Raw genomic sequence first — 21,405 nt, 5'->3', positions numbered from 1 at the left:
ACCGCAGCCCGTCGTCTCTCCCCACGCAGGTGGTCGGGCTCACGCCCCGACGAAGCGTCCGTCGCACATCCGGACCGTCCGGTCGACGAGGTCGTCGGCGACCGGCACGTGCGACACGATGACGACGGTCCGACCTTCCTGCCGCGCGGCACCCACGAGGTCCCGCAGCACGGCGTCGCCGAGGTCGGGATCGATGTCGGCGGTCGGCTCGTCGAGCACGAGCACGGGGAACGCGTGCAGGAGCGCCCGGGCGAGCGCGAGCCGGTGCGCCTGCCCGCCGGAGACCAGCACGCCCCGCTCCCCCACGCCCGCGTCGAGCCCGCCGCGCCGTTGGACCCACGAGCCGAGACCCACCCGGTCGAGCACGGCGAGCAGGTCGTCGTCGGACGCGGTCTCGCGCGCGAAGAGCAGGTTCTGCCGCACGGACTGGTCGAACACGAACGGGTCCTGCTCGATGAGGCCGATGCGGGCGCGGACGGCGTCCGGGTGCATGTCCTTCGCCTCGACCCCGTCGAGCGTGTAGGACCCCTCGTGGTCGACGAACCGGACGAGCGCGTCCACGAGCGTCGACTTGCCCGCACCGCTCGGCCCCTCGAGCACGACGACCTCACGGGGCCGGAGATCGAGCGAGACCCCGTCGACCGCTGCGGTCGACCCCCCGGGCCAGCGCACCGTCAGGTCGCGCAGCGACACCGCGACCGGCCCGTCGACCACGAGCGTGGCGGGGTCGGCGTCGTTCTCCGGTTCGGGGACGATGCCCGCCGGCACCGCTGCCGGCACGACCCGTTCCACACGATCGGCGGCCGCGCGCACCCGGCGGAGCGTCAGGACTGCGAGCGGCACGCCGCCGACGACCTCGAACAGGGCGAGCGGCACGAACACGGCGAGGGCCCAGAGCGGACCGTTGAGCGCTCCGGCGACGACCGCGGGCGCCCCGACGGCGAGGATGCCGATCACGGCGCCTCCACCGACGAGCCCGACGAGCGCCCCGACGAGCGACTCGACCGTCCCCCGACGACGGACGGCCGCGGTGACGCGGGCGTCGAGCCGTGCAATGTGGCGGAGCCGTTCGTCGAGCGTGCCGTACGCGGCGAAGACGTCGAGCGTCCGGACGGTGTCGAGCACGAGGTCGGCCACGTGTCCGCGCTCGGCAGCGGTCTGCTCGTCGGACCGCTTCGCGATCGACAGCGTCACGACCGAGCCGAGCAGGGCGGCCACGGCGAGGGCGACGAGCAGCACGAGCGCCGCCGGCACCGACACGAGCGCCACCGCGACGACGGACAGCAGCGCGACGATCCCCGCGGACACGAGCGGCCCGACGACCCGGATCGGCAGGTCCTGCAGCCGGTCGGTGTCGGTGACGAGCCGCGTGAGGAGGTCCCCGCGACCGGTGGACCCGAGCCCGGCCGGAGCGACCGACGACAACCGCCGGTACATCTCCGTCCGCACGACGGCGAGCTGCCGGAACGACGCGTCGTGCCCGGCGAGCCGGTCGACGTAGCGCAGGGCCGCACGGCCGAGTGCGAACGCCCGCACCCCGACCATCACGAGCGTCAGGTAGAGGATCGGCGGGTGTTCGGCCGCACGCGTGATGAGGTAGCCGCTCGCGGCGAGCAGCGCGACGGCGCACGCGGCGCTGAGCGACGCGGCCGCCACGGCCTTGCCCCAACCGGCCCCGTGCGGCATGGCGAGCCGCAGGACGGACTCGTGCCGCGCCTCCCGGCTCATGCCTGCGCTCCGATCGACCGGGTGACCGTCACCGATCCGTCGCTCCGCAGGTCGACGCGGACGTTTCCGGCGGCGACCACGGCCGGCCGGTGGCTCGCGACCACGACGACCGCGCCGGCATCCGCGAGGCTGCGGAGCGCGTCGACGACGTGCGCCTCGGCCTCGACGTCGAGTGCCGAGGTGGGCTCGTCGAGCAGCACCAGCGGCGTGCGCGCGCGCTCCGCGCGGTAGAGGGCGCGTGCGACGGCGACGCGCTGTGCCTGGCCGCCGGACAGACCGCTGCCGCCGGAACCGACCTGGAGGCCCGGGTCGAGTCCCAGCCCCGCCTCGCGCAGGGCGGTCCAGACGCCGGTGGCGTCGGGGGTCGCGCTGAGCGCGACGTTCTCGGCGATGGTGCCGCGGACGAGTCGGGGGCGCTGGTCGGCCCACGTCGTGCGGTCGGTCGTCGTGGTGCCGACCGGTCCAGGCACGACGACCGTGCCGTCGTGCGGCAGTGCGCCGCGGATCGCGGCGATGAGGCTGGACTTGCCGGATCCGCTGGGGCCGGCGAGGACGACGATCGTGCCGGGCGCGGCGCGGAGGTCGACGGGTCCGATGACGACGTCCGGGCGTCGGACGGTCAGTCCGTCGAGCACGAGGTCGTCGGCGGCGGGGACGTCGGCCGGGCGGGCGGGCGGCGGAGCGGTGTCATCGAGGACGTCGAGCACGGCGGTCGAGGCCTCGACGCCGTCCTGGGCTGCGTGGAAGTCGGCGCCGACCTGGCGGATCGGGGCGAACGCCTCGGGCGCGAGGACGAGGACGAACATCGCGGCGCCGAGTCCCAGCGAGCCGTCGACGAGCCGGATGCCGATCGACACCGCGACGAGCGCCACCGAGAGGCTGGCGGCGAGCTCGAGCGCGAAGCCGCTGACGAACGACAGGCGCAGCACGCCGAGGGTGCCGCGGCGGTACTCGTCCGTGACCGCACCGATGCGGCCGACCTGGCGCCGGGCCCGGCCGAACACCTTGAGGGTCGCGAGTCCCTCGACCGCCTCGGTGAAGGCGCCGCCGAGCTTCGCGAGGGCGTCGGACTGCTTCCGCTGCAGTGACTGTGTCGCCAGCCCGATGAGGATCATGAACACCGGGATGACCGGCAGGGCGCAGAGGAGGATGATCCCGCTCGTCAGGTCGCCCAGACCGATCGCGACGAGGAGGACCGGCGTGGCGATGGCGGTCAGGGCGAGCTGCGGCAGGTAACGCCCGAAGTACGCGTCGAGGGCGTCGAGCCCGGGGCCGAGCGTCGTGGCGAACCCGGCGCTCGACCGTTCGGCGAGCCACGACGGTCCCCGTTCGGCCGCTCGCGCGAGGACCGTCGCCCGGAGCTCGCTCTTCACCTTCGCCGCCGCGCGGGCCGCGAGGTCGTCCGTGGCCCACGCGGCCACGGCGCGGAGGACGAACGCCCCGCCGAGGAGTGCCAGGGCCTGCGCGATCGCGGTCGGGACGGTGCCGTGGTGCACGGCGTCCACCCCGAGCGTGACGGCGGCGGCGATCCCCCACGCGATCGCGATGGTCGCGAGCGTGCGGAGGACGCCGGTGCCGGCGGCCGCGACGATGAAGCCGCGCGCCGTGCGCGACAGACGCAGGAGTCGCGGGTCGAGCGGCTTCACCGTCGCCCCGCTAGTGCGCGGCCTGGGTGATCTGGGTCCGCGAGACGCGCTTGCGGAACACCCAGTACGTCCAGGCCTGGTAGGCGAACACGAGGGGGACGAAGATCAGCGCGACCCAGCTCATCACCGTCAGGGTGTACGTGCCGCTCGACGCGTTGAAGACGTTGAGGCTGTTCGCGGGGTCGTTCGTCGCGGGCATGACGTCCGGGAAGATCGCGGTGAACATCGCGAGCACGACGGCCGCGATCGTCACCGCCATCAGCGTGAACGCACGCCCCTCCTTGCCCCACGCGTTACAGAGCACGGCCAGGACGAGGGCGAGTGCGGCGACGACGGAGAGCACCAGCGACGCGGGGGTCGCTCGGACGAACGCCATCGTGACGAGGAACGCCGCGCCGACGACGATCGTGACGATGCCGGACCGGGTCGCCAGACGCTTCGCACGCTCCCGGATCTCACCCTCGGTCTTGAGCGCCACGAACACCACGCCGTGGGTGAAGAACACCAGCAGCGTCGCCAGGCCGGTGAGCAGGGCGAAGGGGTTGAGCAGGTCGAACAGGGTGCCGGTGTAGTTGTGGCCGGCGTCCATCGGGATGCCGCGGACGACGTTCCCGAACGCGACGCCCCAGAGGAACGACGGGACGGCGCTGCCGATGATGATCATGAGGTCGAAGCGGCGCTTCCACTCCAGGTGCTTGTTCTGGTGCCGGTACTCGAACGAGACACCACGGGCGATGAGCGCCGCGAGGATGAGCAGCAGGGCGAGGTAGAACCCGGAGAACATCGTGGCGTACCACTCGGGGAACGCTGCGAACAGGCAGGCGCCGGCGACGATGACCCAGGTCTCGTTGAGGTCCCACACGGGTCCGATCGTGTTGATGAGCACGCGTCGGTCGGTGTCGTCCTTGCCGAGGAACGGCAGGGACATGCCGACGCCGAAGTCGAAGCCGTCGAGGACGAAGTAGCCGACGAAGAACACGCCGACGATCGCGAACCAGAGAACGGGCAGGTCCATCTCAGTACACCGTCACTTCGTGCTTGACCTCGCCGGTCTCCTCGTCGACCTCCGCCGGGGCGGCGGGGCCCTCCTGCGCCACCTTCTTGATGAGGCGGAACTCGACGACGGCCAGCGAGCCGTAGATGAGCGTGAACACGACGAGCGAGATGAGGACCTCGACCCCGGTCACGTTCGGCGAGACGCCGTCGCTCGTCTTCAACAGCCCGAACACGAGCCACGGTTGCCGGCCCATCTCCGTGAAGATCCAGCCGACGATCATCGCGGCCATCGGCAGCGGGACCGTCCACGTCGCGATGCGCCACACCCACCGCTTGGTCGGGAAGCGGCCCTTGCGGGTCAGCCACAGGCCGACGAGGGAGACCAGCACCGCGCCGACGCCCAGGGCGATCATCCAGCGGAACGCCCAGTACGTGACCCAGATGATCGGCTTGTAGTCGCCGGGACCGTACACCTGCGAGTACTCGGCCTGCAGGTCGTTGATGCCCTCGACGGTGCCGTTGAAGGTGTGCGTCGACAGGAACGACAGCAGGTAGGGCACCCGGATGGAGAACAGCTCGTGCACACCGTCCGGCGTGCCGAGCGTGAAGATCGAGAACGAGGCGTCCTTGCCGGTGGCGGTGTTGTACAACGCCTCGGCCGCCGCCATCTTCATCGGCTGCGTGTCCACCATGGTGAGCCCGAGCTGGTCGCCCGTGAGCACCGTCAACGCCCCCGCGGCGAGCATCGTCCACATGCCGAACTTCAGCGCCGGCATCATCGTCTCGAGGTTCTGGTTGCGTGCCAGGTGGTACGCGGCGACCGAGATGATGACCGCCGCGGCGACCATGAAGCAGGCGAACAGCGTGTGCGGGAACGCGGCCAGGGCGACCTTGTTGCCGAGCACGGCCCAGATGTCCGTGAGCTCCGCGCGCCCCTTGGCCCCGTTCATGGTGAACCCGACCGGGTGCTGCATGAACGCGTTCGCGGCGATGATGAAGTACGCCGACATGATCGAGCCCGCACTGACGCACCACATGCTCGCGAGGTGCAGGCCCTTCGGCAGACGGTCCCAGCCGAAGATCCAGATCCCGATGAACGCCGCCTCGAAGAAGAACGCGAGGATGCCCTCGAGCGCGAGCGGTGCGCCGAAGACGTCACCGACGAACCGGGAGTAGTTCGACCAGTTCATGCCGAACTGGAACTCCTGCACGATCCCGGTCACCACGCCCATGGCGAAGTTGATGAGGAAGATGCGCCCGAAGAACCGGGTCAGCTGGAGGTAGTGCGCTCTGCCCGTCCGGTACCAGGCCGTCTGGAACACGGCCACGACGACGGCCATGCCGATCGTCAGCGGGACGAACAGGAAGTGGTAGATCGTCGTCAGACCGAACTGCCACCGCGACAGGATGAGCGGATCGAGGATGTCGTTCATGCGGCGCGTCCTTGCCGGGTCGCCGCGCGCTGTTGGTGCACGTCAGTTGCTTCCTGTGGAAGGGGGAACTTCTGGTGTCACAGCCGTTGGGACACCTCCACGCTACCGTGCGGACACCTCGCTCGACAAGTTGTAGAACCCTCGCCTGCACGAACGTGCATCCATCGTGCACGGCACAACCGTGCGGCACGATCGTGCCGCCTGTCCGCTCCGCGAACGACGACAGGTGCCGGGCGGATGCCCGACACCTGTCGTTTTGTTCTGTGGGATCGCCCTACAGGAGGTCCTTGTCCTGCAGGAAGGACTTCGCGACCGAGGCCGCCGACTTCTGGTCCACCGAGTTCTGGCGGTTCAGCTCGATGAGCATGTCCGTCGTGAGGAGCTTGTCGACCTTGTCGATCGCCTCCGCCGCCTTCGAGTCGAGGTCCTTCGAGACGATCGGCGTGACGTTGTTCGCCGGCACGAGGTGCTTCGGGTCCTCGAGCGTGACGAGCTTCTCGGTCTTGATCGAGGCGCTCGCGGAGTAGATGTCCGCCACCTGCGAGTCACCGTCCTGGATCGCCTTGATCGTCAGCGGGCCGCCCGAGTCGTTCTGCTGGTTGACCTCGCCGGTGATGCCGTACTTCTCCTTGAGGCCCTTGGGACCGTACGCGGCGGTCGCGAACTCGGGGTTCGCGGCGATCGAGATGGTCCCGCCGATCTTGGACAGGTCGGCGATGGACTTCAGGCCGTACTTGTCGGCGGTCTCCTGGGTCACCGTGTAGGTGTCCGCGTCGGACGCGTCGGCCGAGGTCAGCGCCTTCACGCCCGAGGGCAGCGCGTCCTTCAGCGCCGAGTTGATGCCGTCCGTCGTCGTCTCCGTCGTGGTGTCCTTGCCGTCTTCCTGGAGCAGGAAGTTGAGCAGGTTGCCGTTGTACTCGGGGAAGACGTCGATGCTGCCCTTCGAGACCTCGGGCCAGTAGGCCTTGCGCTGCCCGATGTTGAGCTTCTTCGTGACGGTGAAGCCCTCGTGCTGGAGCTCCTGCGCGTAGAGCTCGGCGATGATCTCGTTCGACGGGTACGCCTGCGAACCCACGACGATGGTCTTGGAGTCCCCGCCGCCGGAGCCGGAGGAGAGCGGGTCGCTCGACGAGCAGCCCACGAGGGCGATGGCGGCCGCGGAGGCGACGGCGATCGTCGCGGCGAGGCGCCGGGTCGTTGCTGTGATCACGGGTGGGTTCCTTCCACAGGGGTTGATGCTCGTGGTGCTGAGCTACGGGTGTTCCGACGCGACTGCCGCCCGGACCCCGCGGAGACACCCGCGGGCACGGCGAGCCGCTGCAGTGCGGCGAAGACGATCTCGAACGCGATGGCGAGCACGATCACCAGGATCGAACCGCCGAGGACCTCGACGTAGTCCGAATTGGCGAGACCGGAGAACGCGTACCCGCCGAGACCGCCGGCGTTGATGTACGCGGCGAGCGTGACGGTGGCGACGACCTGCAGGACCGCCGCGCGGATGCCGCCGACGATGAGCGGCAGTGCGAGCGGGATCTCGACCTTGCCGAGCACCTGCCACGGGGTCATGCCCTGCGCGCGGGCGGCGTCGATCGTCGCCCGGTCGATCGCCTCCACCCCGGAGTACGTGCCGGCGAGGATCGACGGGATGGCGAGGATGACGAACGCGATCACCGGTGCCTGCAGCCCCAGGCCGAGCCACAGCGCGAGGAGCGTCAGGACGCCGAGGGTGGGCAGGGCGCGGATGCCACCGGAGAGCCCGACCGCGACGCTCCGTCCCTTGCCGGTGTGGCCGATCAGCAGCCCGAGCGGCACGGCGATCACGACCGCGACGGCGACGGTGAGCAGCGTGATCGTGACGTGCTCGCCGAGCCGGACGAGGATGGCGTTGTTCCCCGTGTTGTTGGCCGGGTCGAAGATCCACGCGATGCCCTGTGCGAAGAGGTTCATGCGGAGACCTCCCCCGCGCGGACGTCGGCGGCGGCCCGTCGGCGCACGGCTCGGGCGGCGCGGCCGGTCCCCCGGGTCCACGGCATGACGATCCGCCCGAGGAGCACGAGCAGCCCGTCGATGACGAGGGCGAGGGCGATCGTCAGGACGATCCCGGTGAGGATCTCCACGCTGATCCCGCGCTTCAGCCCGTCCGTGAGCAGGAAGCCGAGGTTCGCGATGCCGAGCAGCGCACCGACCGTGACGAGGCTGACCGTCGACACCGCCACCACGCGGATGCCGGCGAGCAGGACCGGACCGGCGAGCGGCAGCTCCACCTTGAAGAACCGCTGGGCCGGCGAGTACCCGAGCGCCTCGGACGCGCCGACGACCTCGGCGTCGACGGCGTCGATCGCGTCCGCCGCCGACCGGGCCATGAGCGCGATGCCGTACACCGTGAGCGCGATCACGACGTTGACGGGGTCGAGGATGCTCGTCCCCAGGATCGCGGGCAGCGCCAGGAAGAACGGGAACGACGGGATCGCGTAGAGGAGGCTCGATACCACGACGATCGTCGAACCGGTCGCGTGCGCGGCACCGCGGCGCTTCCGCAACCGCGACACGACCAGCCCGATCGGCACCGACAGCACGAAGCTGATGACGATCGGCGGGATCGACAGCCAGACGTGCGCGATCAGGTTCGACGTGATCGTGTCGAGGTTTCCCAGGACCCAGTTCACGCGTCGTCCCGCTGCTGCTGCACGGCCTCGGCGGCGTCGACGACCTGGACCGGCCCGGTGAGCACTCCCGCGGCGCGGCCCTCGCCGTCGACGACGATCGGCCCGGTCGGCGTCTGCTCGACCCGGAGCGCGCGGCGACCACGACCGGCGCCGATGAAGTTCGCCACGAAGTCGTCGGCCGGTTCGGCGAGGATCTGGGCCGGGGTGCCGAGCTGGGCGATCTCGCCGCCCTTCTTGAGGATGACGACCTGGTCGCCGAGCTTGAACGCCTCGTCGATGTCGTGGGTGACGAACACGACGGTCTTGCCGAGCTCGCGCTGCAGGCGGATGAGTTCGTCCTGCAGGTCGGTGCGGACGAGCGGGTCGACGGCGCCGAAGGGCTCGTCCATGAGCAGGATGTTCGGGTCCACCGCGAGGCCGCGGGCGACGCCGACGCGCTGCTGCTGCCCGCCGGAGAGCTGGGACGGGTACCGGTTCGCGAAGGCCCGGTCGAGGCCGACGGTGTCCATGAGCTCGAGGGCACGTGCGCGCGCCTCGGCCTTCGAGACGCCCGTGAGGAGCGGCACGGTGGCGATGTTGTCGACGACCTTGCGGTGCGGCAGCAGCCCGGCGTTCTGCATCACGTAGCCGATCCGGCGACGGAGCTGGACCGGGTCCACACCCGCGACGTCCTCGCCGTCGATCTCCACGGCGCCCGCGCTCGGGTCGACCATCCGGTTGATCATCCGGAGGAGGGTGGTCTTGCCGCAGCCGCTCGACCCGACGAAGACCGTCGTGGTCCTGGAGGGGATGACGAGGCTGAAGTCATCGACCGCGTTGGTGCCGTCCGGGTAGGTCTTGCGCACCGAGCGGAACTCGATCATGGGTGCCCTTCTGTTCGGAGGTAGCCCGACTCCGAGTGAGAGTACCCGCCGGGTCCGACACCGGTTCAGCCGTGACGATCCGTGACGCGCCCCGGACGGCCGGTCGACGTTCTGCGGCCGGCCGACTGCGCGACCGTCGGCCGCGCGCACGACGACGCCCGCGCCTCCAGTTCGGAGCGCGGGCGTCGTCGGTTCGGTGACCCGACCCGACCGGGTCGGTCAGGAGGCGGCGACCACCGCTTCGAGGTGGGCGCGGCTCATCGTGCGGTACTCCTCGATCAGGTCCGTCTCGGGGTTCGAGGGGTCACGGTGCGCGCGGGCGAGGACCGCGTGCGCCGACTCGGCGAGCACCACCCACGTGCGTTCGATGCGCTCGCCGGTGGGCAGACCGAACCGTTCGTGCATGATCTGGGCGACCGCGCTCCCCAGCGCCGCCATCCGGTCCTCGGCGTCGCCCGTGCCGGTGTCCGCCGCGTCGCCGAAGCGGATGGCGCGGAACCCCGGCTCGGTCCGGTACATCTCGGCGGTCGCGTCGATGAGTGCGTCGCAGGCGTCCTGCCAGGTCGCGGCGGCACTCGCGTCGAGCGCCGCGACGAACCGCTCGGCCAGACGCTGGGTGCTCCGGATCGCCAGCGCCTCGACGACGGCGATCCGGTCCGGGAAGTAGCGGTAGACGGTACCGATGGACGCCCCCGCCCGCTCGGCGACCATCGCGGTGGTCAGGCGCTCGAACCCGATCTCGTCGATCACCGCGGCCGCGGCGTCGAGGAGGCCGGCGAGGCGCGCCGAACTGCGGGCTTGGACCGGCTCGTTCCTGAGCAGTGATGATCCCCCCGGCAGTGCGTTCGATACCTCGGTGACGAGCACGTGTTCTCCTCTTGCGCGGACAGCGCGGTCATGTGGGTGTGACGGACCAACTGTCGCAGAGACCGGCTGGAATATCGCTGCGACTCTCCCAGAGCGCCTGCGAGGTCGTAGGTGTCCCGGGTCCGGCCGTGGAATGATGGGGCGATGCCCGACCCGACGCCCCACGAGCCGTCGCTGGCCGAGCCGATCCTCCACCGGGCCGCCCGCATCGAGGACGCCGTCCAGGAGTTCCGCGAGCAGCGAGCACGCCGCCGCGGCCTCGTGCCGACGGTGATCCCGTACAACGGCTACGGCGCTCCCGGCTGGGTGCGTGTGCTCTGCCGTGTCCTGCTCACCCGGCGCGGACTGGCCTCCGACGCGTCCTTCTACGGCGTGCGCGGCTGGAAGAGCTTCACGAGCGTGGCGGTCGACGACGCCGAGGTCACGATCACGGCCGGCGGCACCACGCACGTCGTGCAGTCCGACCGGGGCGGCGTGGTGGACACCATCGTGCCGATCGACCTCGAACCGGGGTGGCGCACCATCAGGCTGTCCGCCGGGGGCATGCGGGACGTCGAGGCCGACGTCTTCATCGTGCACCCGGACACCCGCTTCGGGCTGCTGTCCGACGTCGACGACACCGTCATGGTGACCTCGCTTCCCCGTCCGTTGCTCGCCGCCTGGAACTCGTTCGTCCTCACCGAGCACGCGCGCCGTCCGGTGCCCGGCATGTCGGTCCTCTACGAACGCGTGCTCGCCCAGCACCCGGGCGCCCCCACGGTCTACCTCTCCACGGGCGCGTGGAACGTGGCACCGACGCTCCAGCGGTTCCTGACCCGCAACCTCTACCCGTCGGGGACGCTCCTGCTCACCGACTGGGGCCCCACGCACGACCGCTTCTTCCGCAGCGGCCAGCTCCACAAGCAGCAGAACCTCGAACGGCTGGCGAAGGACTTCCCGGACGTGCAGTGGCTCCTCGTCGGCGACGACGGGCAGCACGACGAGGCCCTGTACGGCGAGTTCGCCCGGCAGCACCCGGAGAACGTCGCGGCCGTCGCGATCCGCCAGCTCTCCACCAGCGAGGCCGTCCTCGCCGGTGGGCGTTCGCGCGCCCAGGAGCGCTCGCGCGAGTCGTCCGCGCCCTGGGTGTACGCACCGGACGGCGCCGGGATGTGGTCGGAACTCGCACGCGTCGGCCTCGCCGAGGCGGATCCCGCCGACCCGGCCTGAGGCATCCCTCAGCCCGCTGCGCGGTGTCCGGAGCCGCCGGTGGTTGGATCGCCCCATGACGACGGCGAACGCACCGACCAACCGCATCGAGGACCACGCGCTGATCGGTGACACGTACACCGCTGCACTGGTCGGCCGGGACGGCACGATCGACTGGGCCTGCCTCCCCCGGTTCGACAGCCCGTCGACCTTCGCGTCGATCCTCGGCACCCAGGACCACGGTGAGTGGACGCTCCGCCCCACGGACCCCGACGCGACCGCCACCCGTCGGTACGACCACGACACGCTCGTGCTCTCCACGGTGTGGACGACGAGCACCGGTGTCGTCGAGGTCACCGAGTGCATGCCCATCGGTGCGCACCGGGCGACGATCATCCGGCGGGCGCGGGGTCTGCGCGGATCGGTCGAGCTCCGTCAGACGCTGCGGATCCGTTTCGACTACGCACTCGCGCTCCCCTGGGTCCGGCAGATCGGCGGCGACGAGGAGCCGGCGCTCCTCGCGACCGCCGGCCCGGGCTCGATCATCGTCCGCGGAGTGCGCTTCCACGCCGACGACCACCGGCACACGGCGACGAGCACCGTGCACGACGGCGACGTCCTCGACACCGTGCTCACCTGGTACCCGTCGCACCGCGAACCCCCGGAGCCGGTCGACGTCGACGCGGCACTCGAGCGCACCCGATCGTGGTGGCGCGCCTGGATGGCACCGCTCCGGACCCAGGGACGCTACGTCGAGGCGACCCGGCAGTCGCTCATGTTCCTCCGCGCGATGACGCACGCCGAGACCGGCGGCGTGGTGGCGGCCGCGACCACGAGCCTCCCGGAGGACCCCGGTGGCGTCCGCAACTGGGACTACCGCTACGTGTGGCTCCGCGACGCGTCCCTCGCCCTGGCGTCCCTCATCGCACACGGGTACCGCGACGAGGCGGCGCACTGGCGTGGTTGGCTCCTGCGCGCCATCGCCGGGGACCCCGCGGACGTGCAGATCATGTACGGGATCGCCGGCGAACGCGAGCTCCCGGAGCGCGAGCTGCCGAACCTGCCCGGCTACGCGGGCTCCGCACCGGTCCGGATCGGGAACGGCGCGTACACGCAGTACCAGGGCGACGTGTTCGGCGAGGTACTCGCGGCACTGCACGACGCCCGGGAGCTCGGCGTCGAGGAGAACGCCGACTCGTGGGCCCTCCAGCGCGCGCTGCTCGGGTACGTCGAGGAACACTGGCAGCAACCGGACAACGGCATCTGGGAGATGCGCGGACCACGCCGGCACTTCACGCACTCGCGCGCGATGATCTGGGCGGCGTTCGACCGCGGGGTCGCGGCCGTGGAGGAGTTCGGACTCGAGGGCCCCGTCGACCGTTGGCGCACCCTGCGCGCCGAGGTCCGCGCCGAGATCGAGCAGCACGGCTGGAACGCGGAGCGCGGCAGCTACCGGCAGCACTACGACACCGACGAGGTCGACGCGAGCCTGCTCGTCCTGCCGCAGATCGGCTACGTGAAGCCCGGCGACCCGCGGATGACCGGCACCGTCGCCGCGATCGAGCAGGACCTGCGGACCGGCTCCGAGGGGCTCGTGCTCCGGTACCGGACGTCCGCCGGCTTCGACGGGCTGTCGGGCAGCGAGCACCCGTTCCTCGCGTGCTCGTTCTGGCTCGTCGAGCAGTACGCCGCCTCCGGCCGTGTCGAGGACGCGGAACGGCTCATGGACGTGCTCGTCGGCTACACGAACGACGTCGGGATGCTCTCGGAGGAGATCGACGTCGCCACCGGGCACCACATCGGCAACACCCCGCAGGTGCTCTCGCACCTGACGCTCGTGTCGGCGGCGGACGCGATCGCGCGGGCGCGCGGTAGCGCGGCGGGGCACCGGACGCGGCTGGCCGTCCACGACGGCGGGACCCGGTCGTGGACGGGCGAGGGCGAGCGGGCGGGCACGCCCGCCTGATGCGGTGGTCCCGACCGCGAAAGCGACAGATTGCCGGCAAACTTCGGCGGCATCCTGTCGCCTTGCCGGGGTAGACGGGACCGAGAACGGACTGGAGGCGCGGTGCCAGCCGGCACCGCGCCTCCAGTCCGTCAGGTGGTGGCGTCCGTCAGGACGTCAGGAGGACGACTCCCAGTCCGCCGGGCCACGCGAACCCGCGCGGTACTCCTCCAACGGGACCTCGTTCGCCTTCCACGCCTCGACGACCGGCTCCACGATCTCCCAGCAGCGCTCCGCCACGTCACCGCGGATCGAGAGCAGCGGGTCGTCGTGGAAGATCCCGTTGAGGACCTCGCCGTACGGGGTCAGCTCGCCGTCGGCGAAGGACGAGGACAGCGTGACCTGGCCCATCTCGAACGGGTTGCCGCCGCCGTTCGCCGACACCGTGAGCTCGATCTCGTCCGGGTTGAGGACGATGCGGAGCGTGTCGGTCTTCGGACGGCCGGTCAGGCCGGAGGGCAGACGGGTCACAGGCTTGAACGTGATCAGGACCTCCTTGCGGCTGGCACCGAGGGCCTTGCCGGAACGGAGGGTGAACGGGACGCCCTTCCAGCGGGCGGTGTCGACCTCGACCGAGATCTCGGCCAGGGTCTCCGTCCGACGCGACGGGTCGACGCCGTCCTCGTCCTGGTACGACGGCAGGTCCTTGCCGTCGATCGTGCCCGCCGTGTACACGGCGCGACGCGAAGCGACCTTCGGGTCGTCGCCCTTGAGCCGGGTCGACCGCAGCACGCGGGCCAGCGAGGACCGGAACTCGACCGCGTCGATCGCGGACGGGGCGTCCATCGTGACCAGACCGAGGATCTGCAGCAGGTGCGACTGGATCATGTCGACCATCGCGCCGGCCTCGTCGTAGTACTGGGCGCGGTTCTCGAGGCCGAGGGTCTCGTCGTAGAAGACGTCGACCTTCTCGATGTTGTCCGCGTTCCAGATCGGCTCGAACAGGCGGTTCGCGAACCGCAGACCGATGATGTTCAGGACCGTGGTTCGGCCGAGGAAGTGGTCGGTGCGGTGCACGCGCTCCTCGGGGACCAGCTTCAGGACCGTCTCGTTGAGCGCCTCGGCACTGGCGACATCCGTGCCGAACGGCTTCTCGAACGCGAGCGTGGTGCCCTCGGGGAGCTCGACCTGCTGCAGGGCCTCGCAGATGTCCGACGCGATCTGCGGCGGCAGCGCGAAGTACAGGATCGGCTCGTGCTCCGCCGCAGCGAACAGCGCCTTGAGGTGCTCCGGGTCGGTGGGGTCACCCTGGATGAACTGCGTCGACGCGAGCGTCGCGTCGACGTCCGGGCCCTTCACGTCCTGCGACGCGAAGGACTTCGTGACGACGTCCTTCCACTGCTCCTCGCTGCGGGCGCTGCGGCCCGTGCCGATGAGCTGGACGGGGACCGCTCGACCGCTCTGCAGGAACGTGCCGAGACCCGGCAGCAGCAAGCGGGAGGCGAGGTCGCCCGTCGCGCCGAAGATGATGAGAGTGCGCTTGTCGGTCACCGGAGGTGACTCCTTTCGCTGTGGTGGGGTGTGGTCCGCTGGGATCGCCGGCCCCTGAGGCCAAGCGGCGCGCGGGCCGGTTGATTCCCGGTTCGGGCCGGGGAGCTGGTGGTCGGACCCGGATGGGATCGCAATCGGTGCTGGGCCGGGACGCACTTCGGGCGGCACCGGTGTGGTGCCGCCCGAAGTGTCAGGTGCGCTGCAGCGTCAGGTCAGTGACCGAAGTTGCCGCGGTAGTACTCGTAGACCCAGCCGACGAGCGTGACCGCCACGCAGGCGAGCCCGATCGGCACGATCCAGAGGCCGGCCGCGACGCCGAGGAAGCAGAGGGCCACCGCGCCCGCGAGGAGGATCGGCCACCACGACCAGGGGCTGAAGTGCCCGAGCTCGGCGTCGCCGTCCTCGATGTTGGCGTCGGGACGGTCCTCGGGAAGGACGCCACCCTGCGAGGACATGACCTTGCCGAGGTAGAACGCGATGAACGCGGACATGATCCCGGTGAGGCCGATGGCCAGGGTGCCGACCCACTCCAGCTCGCCGTAGTAGATGAGCGACCAGATGGAGTACGCCGCGTCGGCGACGATGAAGAACCCGAAGAGGATCCAGAACAGGTTGGTGTTGGCGCGCATCGCCTTACTTCACCTCGCCCTTCGCGGCGTCGTAGGTCGGAGCATCGGGAGCGTCCTTCGCAGGACCGACGCCGATCGGCACACCCGCTTCGGGGTGGTTCAGGTCGAACGCCGGCGACTCCGAACGGATGCGCGGGATCGACGTGAAGTTGTGCCGCGGCGGCGGGCAGCTGGTCGCCCACTCGAGCGAGCGGCCGTAGCCCCACGGGTCGTTCACGGCGACCTTCGGCGCGTTCCGAGCGGTGACGTAGACGTTGAAGATGAACGGCAGGAACGAGACCGCGAGGATCATCGAGCCGATCGTCGACAGCTGGTTCATCCACGTGAAGCCGTCGTTCGGCAGGTACGTCGCGTAGCGGCGCGGCATGCCGATGACGCCCAGCCAGTGCTGGATGAGGAACGTCGTGTGGAAGCCGATGAACAGGAGCCAGAAGTGGATCTTGCCGAGGCGCTCGTTGAGCATCTTGCCCGTCCACTTCGGCCACCAGAAGTAGAAGCCGGAGAACATCGCGAAGACGACCGTGCCGAAGACCACGTAGTGGAAGTGCGCCACGACGAAGTACGAGTCGGAGACGTGGAAGTCGAGCGGCGGCGACGCCAGGATCACACCGGTGAGACCACCGAACGTGAAGGTGATGAGGAAGCCGACGGCCCACAGCAGCGGGGTCTCGAAGGTGACCGAACCGCGCCACATCGTGCCGACCCAGTTGAAGATCTTCACGCCGGTCGGGACCGCGATGAGCATCGTCATGAGGGAGAACCACGGGAGCAGGACGCCACCGGTGACGTACATGTGGTGCGCCCACACCGTGACCGACAGCGCCGCGATCGAGATGGTCGCGTAGACGAGGGTCTTGTACCCGAAGATCGGCTTGCGGCTGAAGACCGGGAAGACCTCGGACACGATGCCGAAGAACGGCAGCGCGATGATGTACACCTCGGGGTGCCCGAAGAACCAGAACAGGTGCTGCCAGAGGAGCGCTCCGCCGTTGGCCGGGTTGAAGATCTGAGCACCGAACACGCGGTCGAGGCCGAGACCGAACAGCGCGGCGGCGAGCACCGGGAAGGCCATCAGCACGAGCAGCGCCGTGATGAGCGTGTTCCACGTGAAGATCGACATGCGGAACATGGTCAGACCGGGGGCGCGCATCGTGATGATCGTGGTGATGAAGTTCACCGCACCGAGGATCGTCGAGAAGCCGGTCATGCCGAGGCCGAAGACCCACAGCGTTCCGCCGAGCCCTGGTGTGAACGTCGTGTCACTCAGTGGCGCGTAGGCGAACCAGCCGAAGGACGCTGCGCCCTGCGGGGTGAGGAAGCCGCCGACGGCGATGAGCGAACCGAAGAGGTAGAGCCAGAAGGCGAAGCCGTTGAGACGGGGGAAGGCGACGTCCGGTGCACCGATCTGGAGCGGCATGATCGCGTTCGCGAAGCCCGAGAACAGCGGCGTCGCGAACATCAGCAGCATGATCGTGCCGTGCATCGTGAACAGCTGGTTGTACTGCTCCTTCGTCGCGACCACGTGCAGCCCGGGCTCGAAGAGCTGGGCGCGGATGACCAGGGCCATCACACCCGCGAGCAGGAAGAACATGAACGACGCGATCAGGTACATGTACCCGATGGTCTTGTGGTCCGTGGAGGTGATCCACCGGACGATGATGTTGCCCTTCCGACCCACCTTCGACGCCTGGAAGTCCGGCGTCGAGGGCCTGGTCGGCTGGCCGACGAGTGACGTTGTCATCTGACGAGCCCCTACTTGTTCTCGCTGGACGCCGTGACGGGCGTCTTGTCGTTCGGTTCGTTCGTGTTGGTGTTGTACTCGTTGCCGAGCAGACCGACCTTGCCCTGGTCCTTGAGGGTGCCGAGGTAGTCCTGGTACTGCGACGGGGTCACGACCTTCACCTGGAAGAGCATGAGCGAGTGGTACTCACCGCAGAGCTCGGCGCACTTGCCCTGGTACGTGCCGAGCTTCTCCGGGATGAAGTACTCGTAGTTCGTCTTGCCCGGGAGCATGTCCTTCTTGTACAGGAAGTCGATGATCCAGAAGGAGTGGTCGACGTCGCGCGAGGACAGCTCGATCTTGACCTTCTTGCCCTTGGGCAGGTACAGGGTCGGCAGCTGCGACTCGTCGATGGCGCCCTTGGCGTTCTCTTCTTCCTGGGCCTGGATGCCCTGGTAGTAGACGCTCTTGTCGGGGTTGTTCTGGTCGATGTAGTTGAAGTCCCAAGCCCAGCGCTTGCCGTAGACGTGGATCGTGGCGTCCGGGTTGGTGAACGGCTTCTCGATCGCGGCCTGGTCCTTCGCGGTGAAGGCGAAGAAGCCGAGCACGAGGATCAGCGGCACGATCGTGTAGAAGATCTCGAGCGGCATGTTGTACCGCATCTGCACCGGGAGGCCGGTCTGGCCCTTGCGGCGGCGGTACACGATCGCGGCCCAGATGACCAGGCCCCACACGATGAGACCGACCGCGAGGAGCACGACCCAGCTGGTGGTCCACAGACCGACGATGCGGCTCGTGTGGTTCGTGACGTCCTTCGTGTCCTCCGTGCCGGGGAGCCATCCGTTCAGCTGCTGCTGCGAGCAACCAGCCAGTGCGATGACCAGACCGACGGCCACCGGGACGGCCGCCCAACGTATACGGCGATTCGAACGCACTGTTACCTCTCGGAAGACGTGAAACCGGAGCAGGCCGTGACACGAAGGTCGCTCATGGCTCGCTCCCAGCTTGGTTGGAACACTCCTAGCTTACTCGCAGCTGGAGACCGCTCGCGCACACGCGACACGCCTCCGGCCGCGATCCGCACTCGCATCGACGGCGTTTTCCCTGATCGTGGCGATGCCACGCCCGGGGAACGAACGAGCGGGGAGCGACCGTGTCGGTCGCTCCCCGCTCGTGTCGGGCGGACGGGCGATCAGTGGAAGCTGTCGCCGCACGCGCAGCTGCCCTGCGCGTTGGGGTTGTCGATCGTGAAGCCCTGCTTCTGGATCGTGTCCTCGAAGTCGATCGAGGCGCCGTCGAGGTACGGGACGCTCATCTTGTCGACCACGACCTCGACCCCGCCGTCGAACTCGACGGTGGCGTCGCCGTCGAGCAGACGCTCGTCGAAGTAGAGCTGGTAGATGAGGCCCGAGCAGCCGCCGGGCTGGACGGCGAGACGCAGACGGAGGTCGTCGCGGCCTTCCTGCTCGAGGAGGCTCGCCACCTTCGCCGCGGCCGCGTCGCTGAGCAGGACGCCGTGCGACGGCGCCTCGGTCGCCGGTGCGTTGTCGGTGATGGTGTCGCTCATCCGCGCGTCTCCCTCCGGGCGGTGCCGTTCACCGCGCCTGCGTCGATTGTAAGCACGCGCCCCCGACGCTCGCACCGGCCCGTCGGCGCCCCTCCCGCAAAACGCAACCCCGACGGCTCCGCGCAGCGGTACACCCCTGCGGGCAACCGTCAACGTTGCGTCTTGCGGGCTGCCGCGTTGCGTTTTGCGGGCTGCCGCGTCAGCGCGTCGCGAGGCGCGCCAGCAGGATCGCCTCCGACGCGATCGCGCGGTGCAGGACGCCCAGGTGCTGGGACTCGTTCGGGCTGTGCGCCCGCGTGTCCGGGTCCTCGACGCCCGTCACGAGGATCTGCGCCTCGGGGAACTCGGCGGCGAGGTCGGACACGAACGGGATCGAGCCGCCGATGCCCTGCTCGACCGCCTCGTTGCCCCAGCCCTCACGCATCGCCGTGCGCGCCTCCTGGACGGCCCAACCGGCCGTGTCGACGAGGAAGCCGTCCCCCGCGTCCGGCTCGGAGATCTCGAGGCGTGCGCCGAAGGGCACGTGGGCGCGCAGGTGGCGCTCGACGGCCGCGGCGGCCTCGGTGGCCGGCTGACCGGGAGCGACGCGGACGGAGATCCGCGCGGACACCGTCGGCAGGAGCGTGTTCGACGCGTTCGCGACGCTCGGGACGTCCATGCCCGTGACCGTGATCGACGGCTGGAACCACATGCGCGAGAGCACGTCTCCCCGGCCGACGGGACGCACGCCGGGCAGCAGCGCGGCGTCGGTCGCCAGTTCGTCCTCGGTGCGGGCGGGCACGTCCGCCTCGTACGAGGTGAGCCCCTCGACGGCGACGGACCCGTCGTCGTCGTGGAGCGAGGCGAGCAGGCGGACCATCGGGATCATGGCGTCGGGCGCCGCTCCCCCGAACATGCCGCTGTGGCTCGCGTGCTCGAGGGTCGTCAGGGTGAGCTTGAAGGTGACGTTGCCGCGCAGGGAGACCGTGATCGACGGGACCTCGGCGGACCAGTTGTCGCTGTCCGCCACGACGATGACGTCCGCCGCCAGGTGCTCCTTCTGCTCCCGCAGGAACGTGCGGAACGACCGGGAGCCGAACTCCTCCTCGCCCTCGACGAACAGCACGATGCCGAGGTCGAGGTCGTCGCCGAACTGCGCGTGGACGGCGCGGAGCGAGGCGATGTGCGTCATCACGCCGGCCTTGTCGTCCGAGGCGCCGCGACCGTACAGGCGGTCTCCGCGGAGCGTCGGCTCGAACGGCGGCGTCTCCCACAGTGCGTCGTCGCCCTGCGGCTGGACGTCGTGGTGCGCGTAGAGCATCACGGTCGGCTTCCCGTTGCGGGCCGGGCGCACCGCGAGCACCGCGGGCTGACCGAGTTCGCGACCGTCCGCGTCCGCGGTCGCCGTGTCCCCCTCGACCGCCGAGCGCACGATCCGGACGGCGTCGTCGGCGAACACTCCCGTCGACCGGGCCAGGTCCGCGACGGCCTCGGCGCTCGCCCGGACGTTCGCCGGGTCGAACGCAGACCAGGACACCGACGGCAGGCGCACGAGCGCGGAGAGATCGGCGATCGTCGAGGGCAGCGCGCCCTGGACGTGTTCGCGGAGGGCGTCGAGGAGCGCGGGGTCGGTCGCGGTGCTGTGCTGTTCGGTGTCGGTCATGCCCGGTAATCTAGAGGACGATCCAGCACGCACACCGCCGTTAGGAACGCACCGTGGCGAAGGCAGCCCCCAAGACCAACACGACCGTGAACCCGACCGAGGCCGAGCTCCTCGAGCAGGGCAAGGGCCGGCCGACGCCGACGCGTCGCGAGCGTGAGGCAGCGAACCGCCGTCCGATCGTCGGCGGCTCCGCCGAGGACAAGAAGGCGGCGCGCGCTCGTCTCACCAACGAGCGCGAGAAGGCCCGCGTCGGCATGGCGAACGGCGAGGAGCGCTACCTCCCCGCGAAGGACAAGGGCGAGCAGCGCAGGTTCGTGCGCGACTGGATCGACGCCCGCTGGAACGTCGGCGAGATCATGATGCCGGTGCTCGTCCTGTTCCTCATCGTCGGGTTCGCCGCCTCGCAGACGGCGATCGCGTCGTACGCGCTGCTGCTGGTGTGGGCGTTCGTGGCGCTCTTCCTGCTGGACTGCCTCGTGCTCTGGCTGTCCTTCCGCAAGAAGCTGACGAACAAGTTCGGCTCGATGCAGCGCGGCACGTTCTTCTACATCCTCACGCGGTCGTGGCAGCTGCGCTTCCTGCGCCTGCCGAAGCCGCAGGTCAAGCGCGGGCAGTACCCCACCGTCTGACCTCACCCCGAAGCGCCGCCCGGTCCGCCGGGCGGCGCTTCGTCGTTCCCGGGCGGTCGCGCGGCCGGGCCGCGCGGCACCGAGCGGTCACGTTCTGTCGCTCTGAGCGCGCCATCCCGACCGTTCGTGCCCACTCGGCGACCGCAGACGGCGTGTTGCGCCCGCTCGGCGTCCGCACGGGAGGCGCGGGTCGGGCCCGCACCGCGCCTCCCGACCGTCCCCGGCTCGCTCCGCGCCGGGGGCGCCCCCCACTGAGCGGCCAGGACATGCCGCGCGCGCTCCGCCGAGCGGTCACGTTCTGTCGCTCTGAGCGCGCCGCCCCGACCGTTCTCGCC

General features: G+C 70.0%; 18 protein-coding genes. 3 read left to right on the top strand and 15 right to left on the bottom strand.

Features of this window, described 5'->3' with window-relative positions:
* Window positions 1-39: 39 nt before the first annotated feature.
* The 9 genes from cydC to HP507_RS03620 form a co-directional block, all read right to left on the bottom strand.
* Complete coding sequence (gene cydC / locus HP507_RS03660; RefSeq protein ID WP_175350499.1) at window positions 40-1,728, bottom strand: thiol reductant ABC exporter subunit CydC; 1,689 nt, start codon at window positions 1,726-1,728, stop codon at window positions 40-42.
* Entirely contained in the window at window positions 1,725-3,374 is a 1,650-nt protein-coding gene (cydD, locus tag HP507_RS03655) for a thiol reductant ABC exporter subunit CydD (protein WP_175350498.1), read from the bottom strand. Before cydD ends, cydC begins: the two co-directional genes overlap by 4 nt.
* A gap of 10 nt (window positions 3,375-3,384) precedes the next feature.
* Window positions 3,385-4,389, bottom strand: a complete 1,005-nt coding sequence (gene cydB, locus HP507_RS03650; RefSeq protein WP_175350497.1) for a cytochrome d ubiquinol oxidase subunit II — start codon at window positions 4,387-4,389, stop codon at window positions 3,385-3,387.
* A 1-nt stretch (window position 4,390) separates the two neighbouring features.
* Complete coding sequence (locus HP507_RS03645) at window positions 4,391-5,803, bottom strand: cytochrome ubiquinol oxidase subunit I (RefSeq protein ID WP_175350496.1); 1,413 nt, start codon at window positions 5,801-5,803, stop codon at window positions 4,391-4,393.
* A 274-nt stretch (window positions 5,804-6,077) separates the two neighbouring features.
* Window positions 6,078-7,013, bottom strand: a complete 936-nt coding sequence (locus HP507_RS03640) for an ABC transporter substrate-binding protein (RefSeq protein WP_271207046.1) — start codon at window positions 7,011-7,013, stop codon at window positions 6,078-6,080.
* Window positions 7,010-7,750 (bottom strand): ABC transporter permease, encoded by a 741-nt coding sequence (locus HP507_RS03635; RefSeq protein WP_175350495.1) that lies wholly within the window; start codon window positions 7,748-7,750, stop codon window positions 7,010-7,012. The genes HP507_RS03640 and HP507_RS03635 overlap by 4 nt, the downstream gene beginning before the upstream one ends.
* Window positions 7,747-8,469: an ABC transporter permease gene (locus HP507_RS03630; protein WP_175350494.1), complete on the bottom strand. Its 723-nt coding sequence runs from the start codon at window positions 8,467-8,469 to the stop codon at window positions 7,747-7,749. The genes HP507_RS03635 and HP507_RS03630 overlap by 4 nt, the downstream gene beginning before the upstream one ends.
* Window positions 8,466-9,332: an ABC transporter ATP-binding protein gene (locus tag HP507_RS03625; protein WP_175350493.1), complete on the bottom strand. Its 867-nt coding sequence runs from the start codon at window positions 9,330-9,332 to the stop codon at window positions 8,466-8,468. The genes HP507_RS03630 and HP507_RS03625 overlap by 4 nt, the downstream gene beginning before the upstream one ends.
* A gap of 219 nt (window positions 9,333-9,551) precedes the next feature.
* A complete protein-coding gene (locus tag HP507_RS03620) occupies window positions 9,552-10,199 on the bottom strand; it encodes a TetR/AcrR family transcriptional regulator (RefSeq protein ID WP_175350492.1) in 648 nt (215 codons plus the stop codon).
* A 144-nt stretch (window positions 10,200-10,343) separates the two neighbouring features.
* Between HP507_RS03620 and HP507_RS03615 the strand changes: the two genes are divergently transcribed.
* Window positions 10,344-11,408 carry an App1 family protein gene (locus tag HP507_RS03615; protein ID WP_175350491.1) on the top strand — a complete coding sequence of 355 codons (1,065 nt, stop codon included), beginning with the start codon at window positions 10,344-10,346 and terminating at the stop codon, window positions 11,406-11,408.
* Window positions 11,409-11,463: 55 nt separating this feature from the next.
* Window positions 11,464-13,353 (top strand): glycoside hydrolase family 15 protein, encoded by a 1,890-nt coding sequence (locus HP507_RS03610; protein ID WP_175350490.1) that lies wholly within the window; start codon window positions 11,464-11,466, stop codon window positions 13,351-13,353.
* 156 nt (window positions 13,354-13,509) lie between these two features.
* On the opposite strand, the gene HP507_RS03605 is transcribed toward HP507_RS03610, so the two are convergent.
* The 6 genes from HP507_RS03605 to HP507_RS03580 form a co-directional block, all read right to left on the bottom strand.
* Window positions 13,510-14,883, bottom strand: a complete 1,374-nt coding sequence (locus HP507_RS03605; RefSeq protein WP_175350489.1) for a glucose-6-phosphate dehydrogenase — start codon at window positions 14,881-14,883, stop codon at window positions 13,510-13,512.
* A gap of 212 nt (window positions 14,884-15,095) precedes the next feature.
* On the bottom strand, window positions 15,096-15,512 hold the full coding sequence (locus tag HP507_RS03600) for a cytochrome c oxidase subunit 4 (protein WP_175350488.1): 417 nt from the start codon (window positions 15,510-15,512) through the stop codon (window positions 15,096-15,098).
* A gap of 4 nt (window positions 15,513-15,516) precedes the next feature.
* A complete protein-coding gene (gene ctaD, locus HP507_RS03595; RefSeq protein ID WP_175350487.1) occupies window positions 15,517-17,253 on the bottom strand; it encodes an aa3-type cytochrome oxidase subunit I in 1,737 nt (578 codons plus the stop codon).
* Between the two features lie 11 nt (window positions 17,254-17,264).
* Window positions 17,265-18,167: an aa3-type cytochrome oxidase subunit II gene (ctaC, locus tag HP507_RS03590; protein ID WP_175350486.1), complete on the bottom strand. Its 903-nt coding sequence runs from the start codon at window positions 18,165-18,167 to the stop codon at window positions 17,265-17,267.
* Window positions 18,168-18,424: 257 nt separating this feature from the next.
* Window positions 18,425-18,799, bottom strand: a complete 375-nt coding sequence (locus tag HP507_RS03585; RefSeq protein ID WP_175350485.1) for a HesB/IscA family protein — start codon at window positions 18,797-18,799, stop codon at window positions 18,425-18,427.
* A 199-nt stretch (window positions 18,800-18,998) separates the two neighbouring features.
* Window positions 18,999-20,441: a dipeptidase gene (locus HP507_RS03580; RefSeq protein WP_175350484.1), complete on the bottom strand. Its 1,443-nt coding sequence runs from the start codon at window positions 20,439-20,441 to the stop codon at window positions 18,999-19,001.
* Between the two features lie 53 nt (window positions 20,442-20,494).
* Between HP507_RS03580 and HP507_RS03575 the strand changes: the two genes are divergently transcribed.
* The gene (locus tag HP507_RS03575; protein ID WP_175350483.1) at window positions 20,495-21,070 is read left to right on the top strand and encodes a DUF3043 domain-containing protein; all 576 of its coding nucleotides are present in this window, start codon (window positions 20,495-20,497) and stop codon (window positions 21,068-21,070) included.
* Window positions 21,071-21,405 lie beyond the last annotated feature (335 nt).

It is taken from the genome of Curtobacterium pusillum (assembly GCF_013359865.1).
Taxonomy (GTDB): Bacteria; Actinomycetota; Actinomycetes; order Actinomycetales; family Microbacteriaceae; genus Curtobacterium; species Curtobacterium pusillum.
Note: the sequence above shows the minus strand (reverse complement) of the source record. Positions and strands in the feature narration are given on the sequence as shown.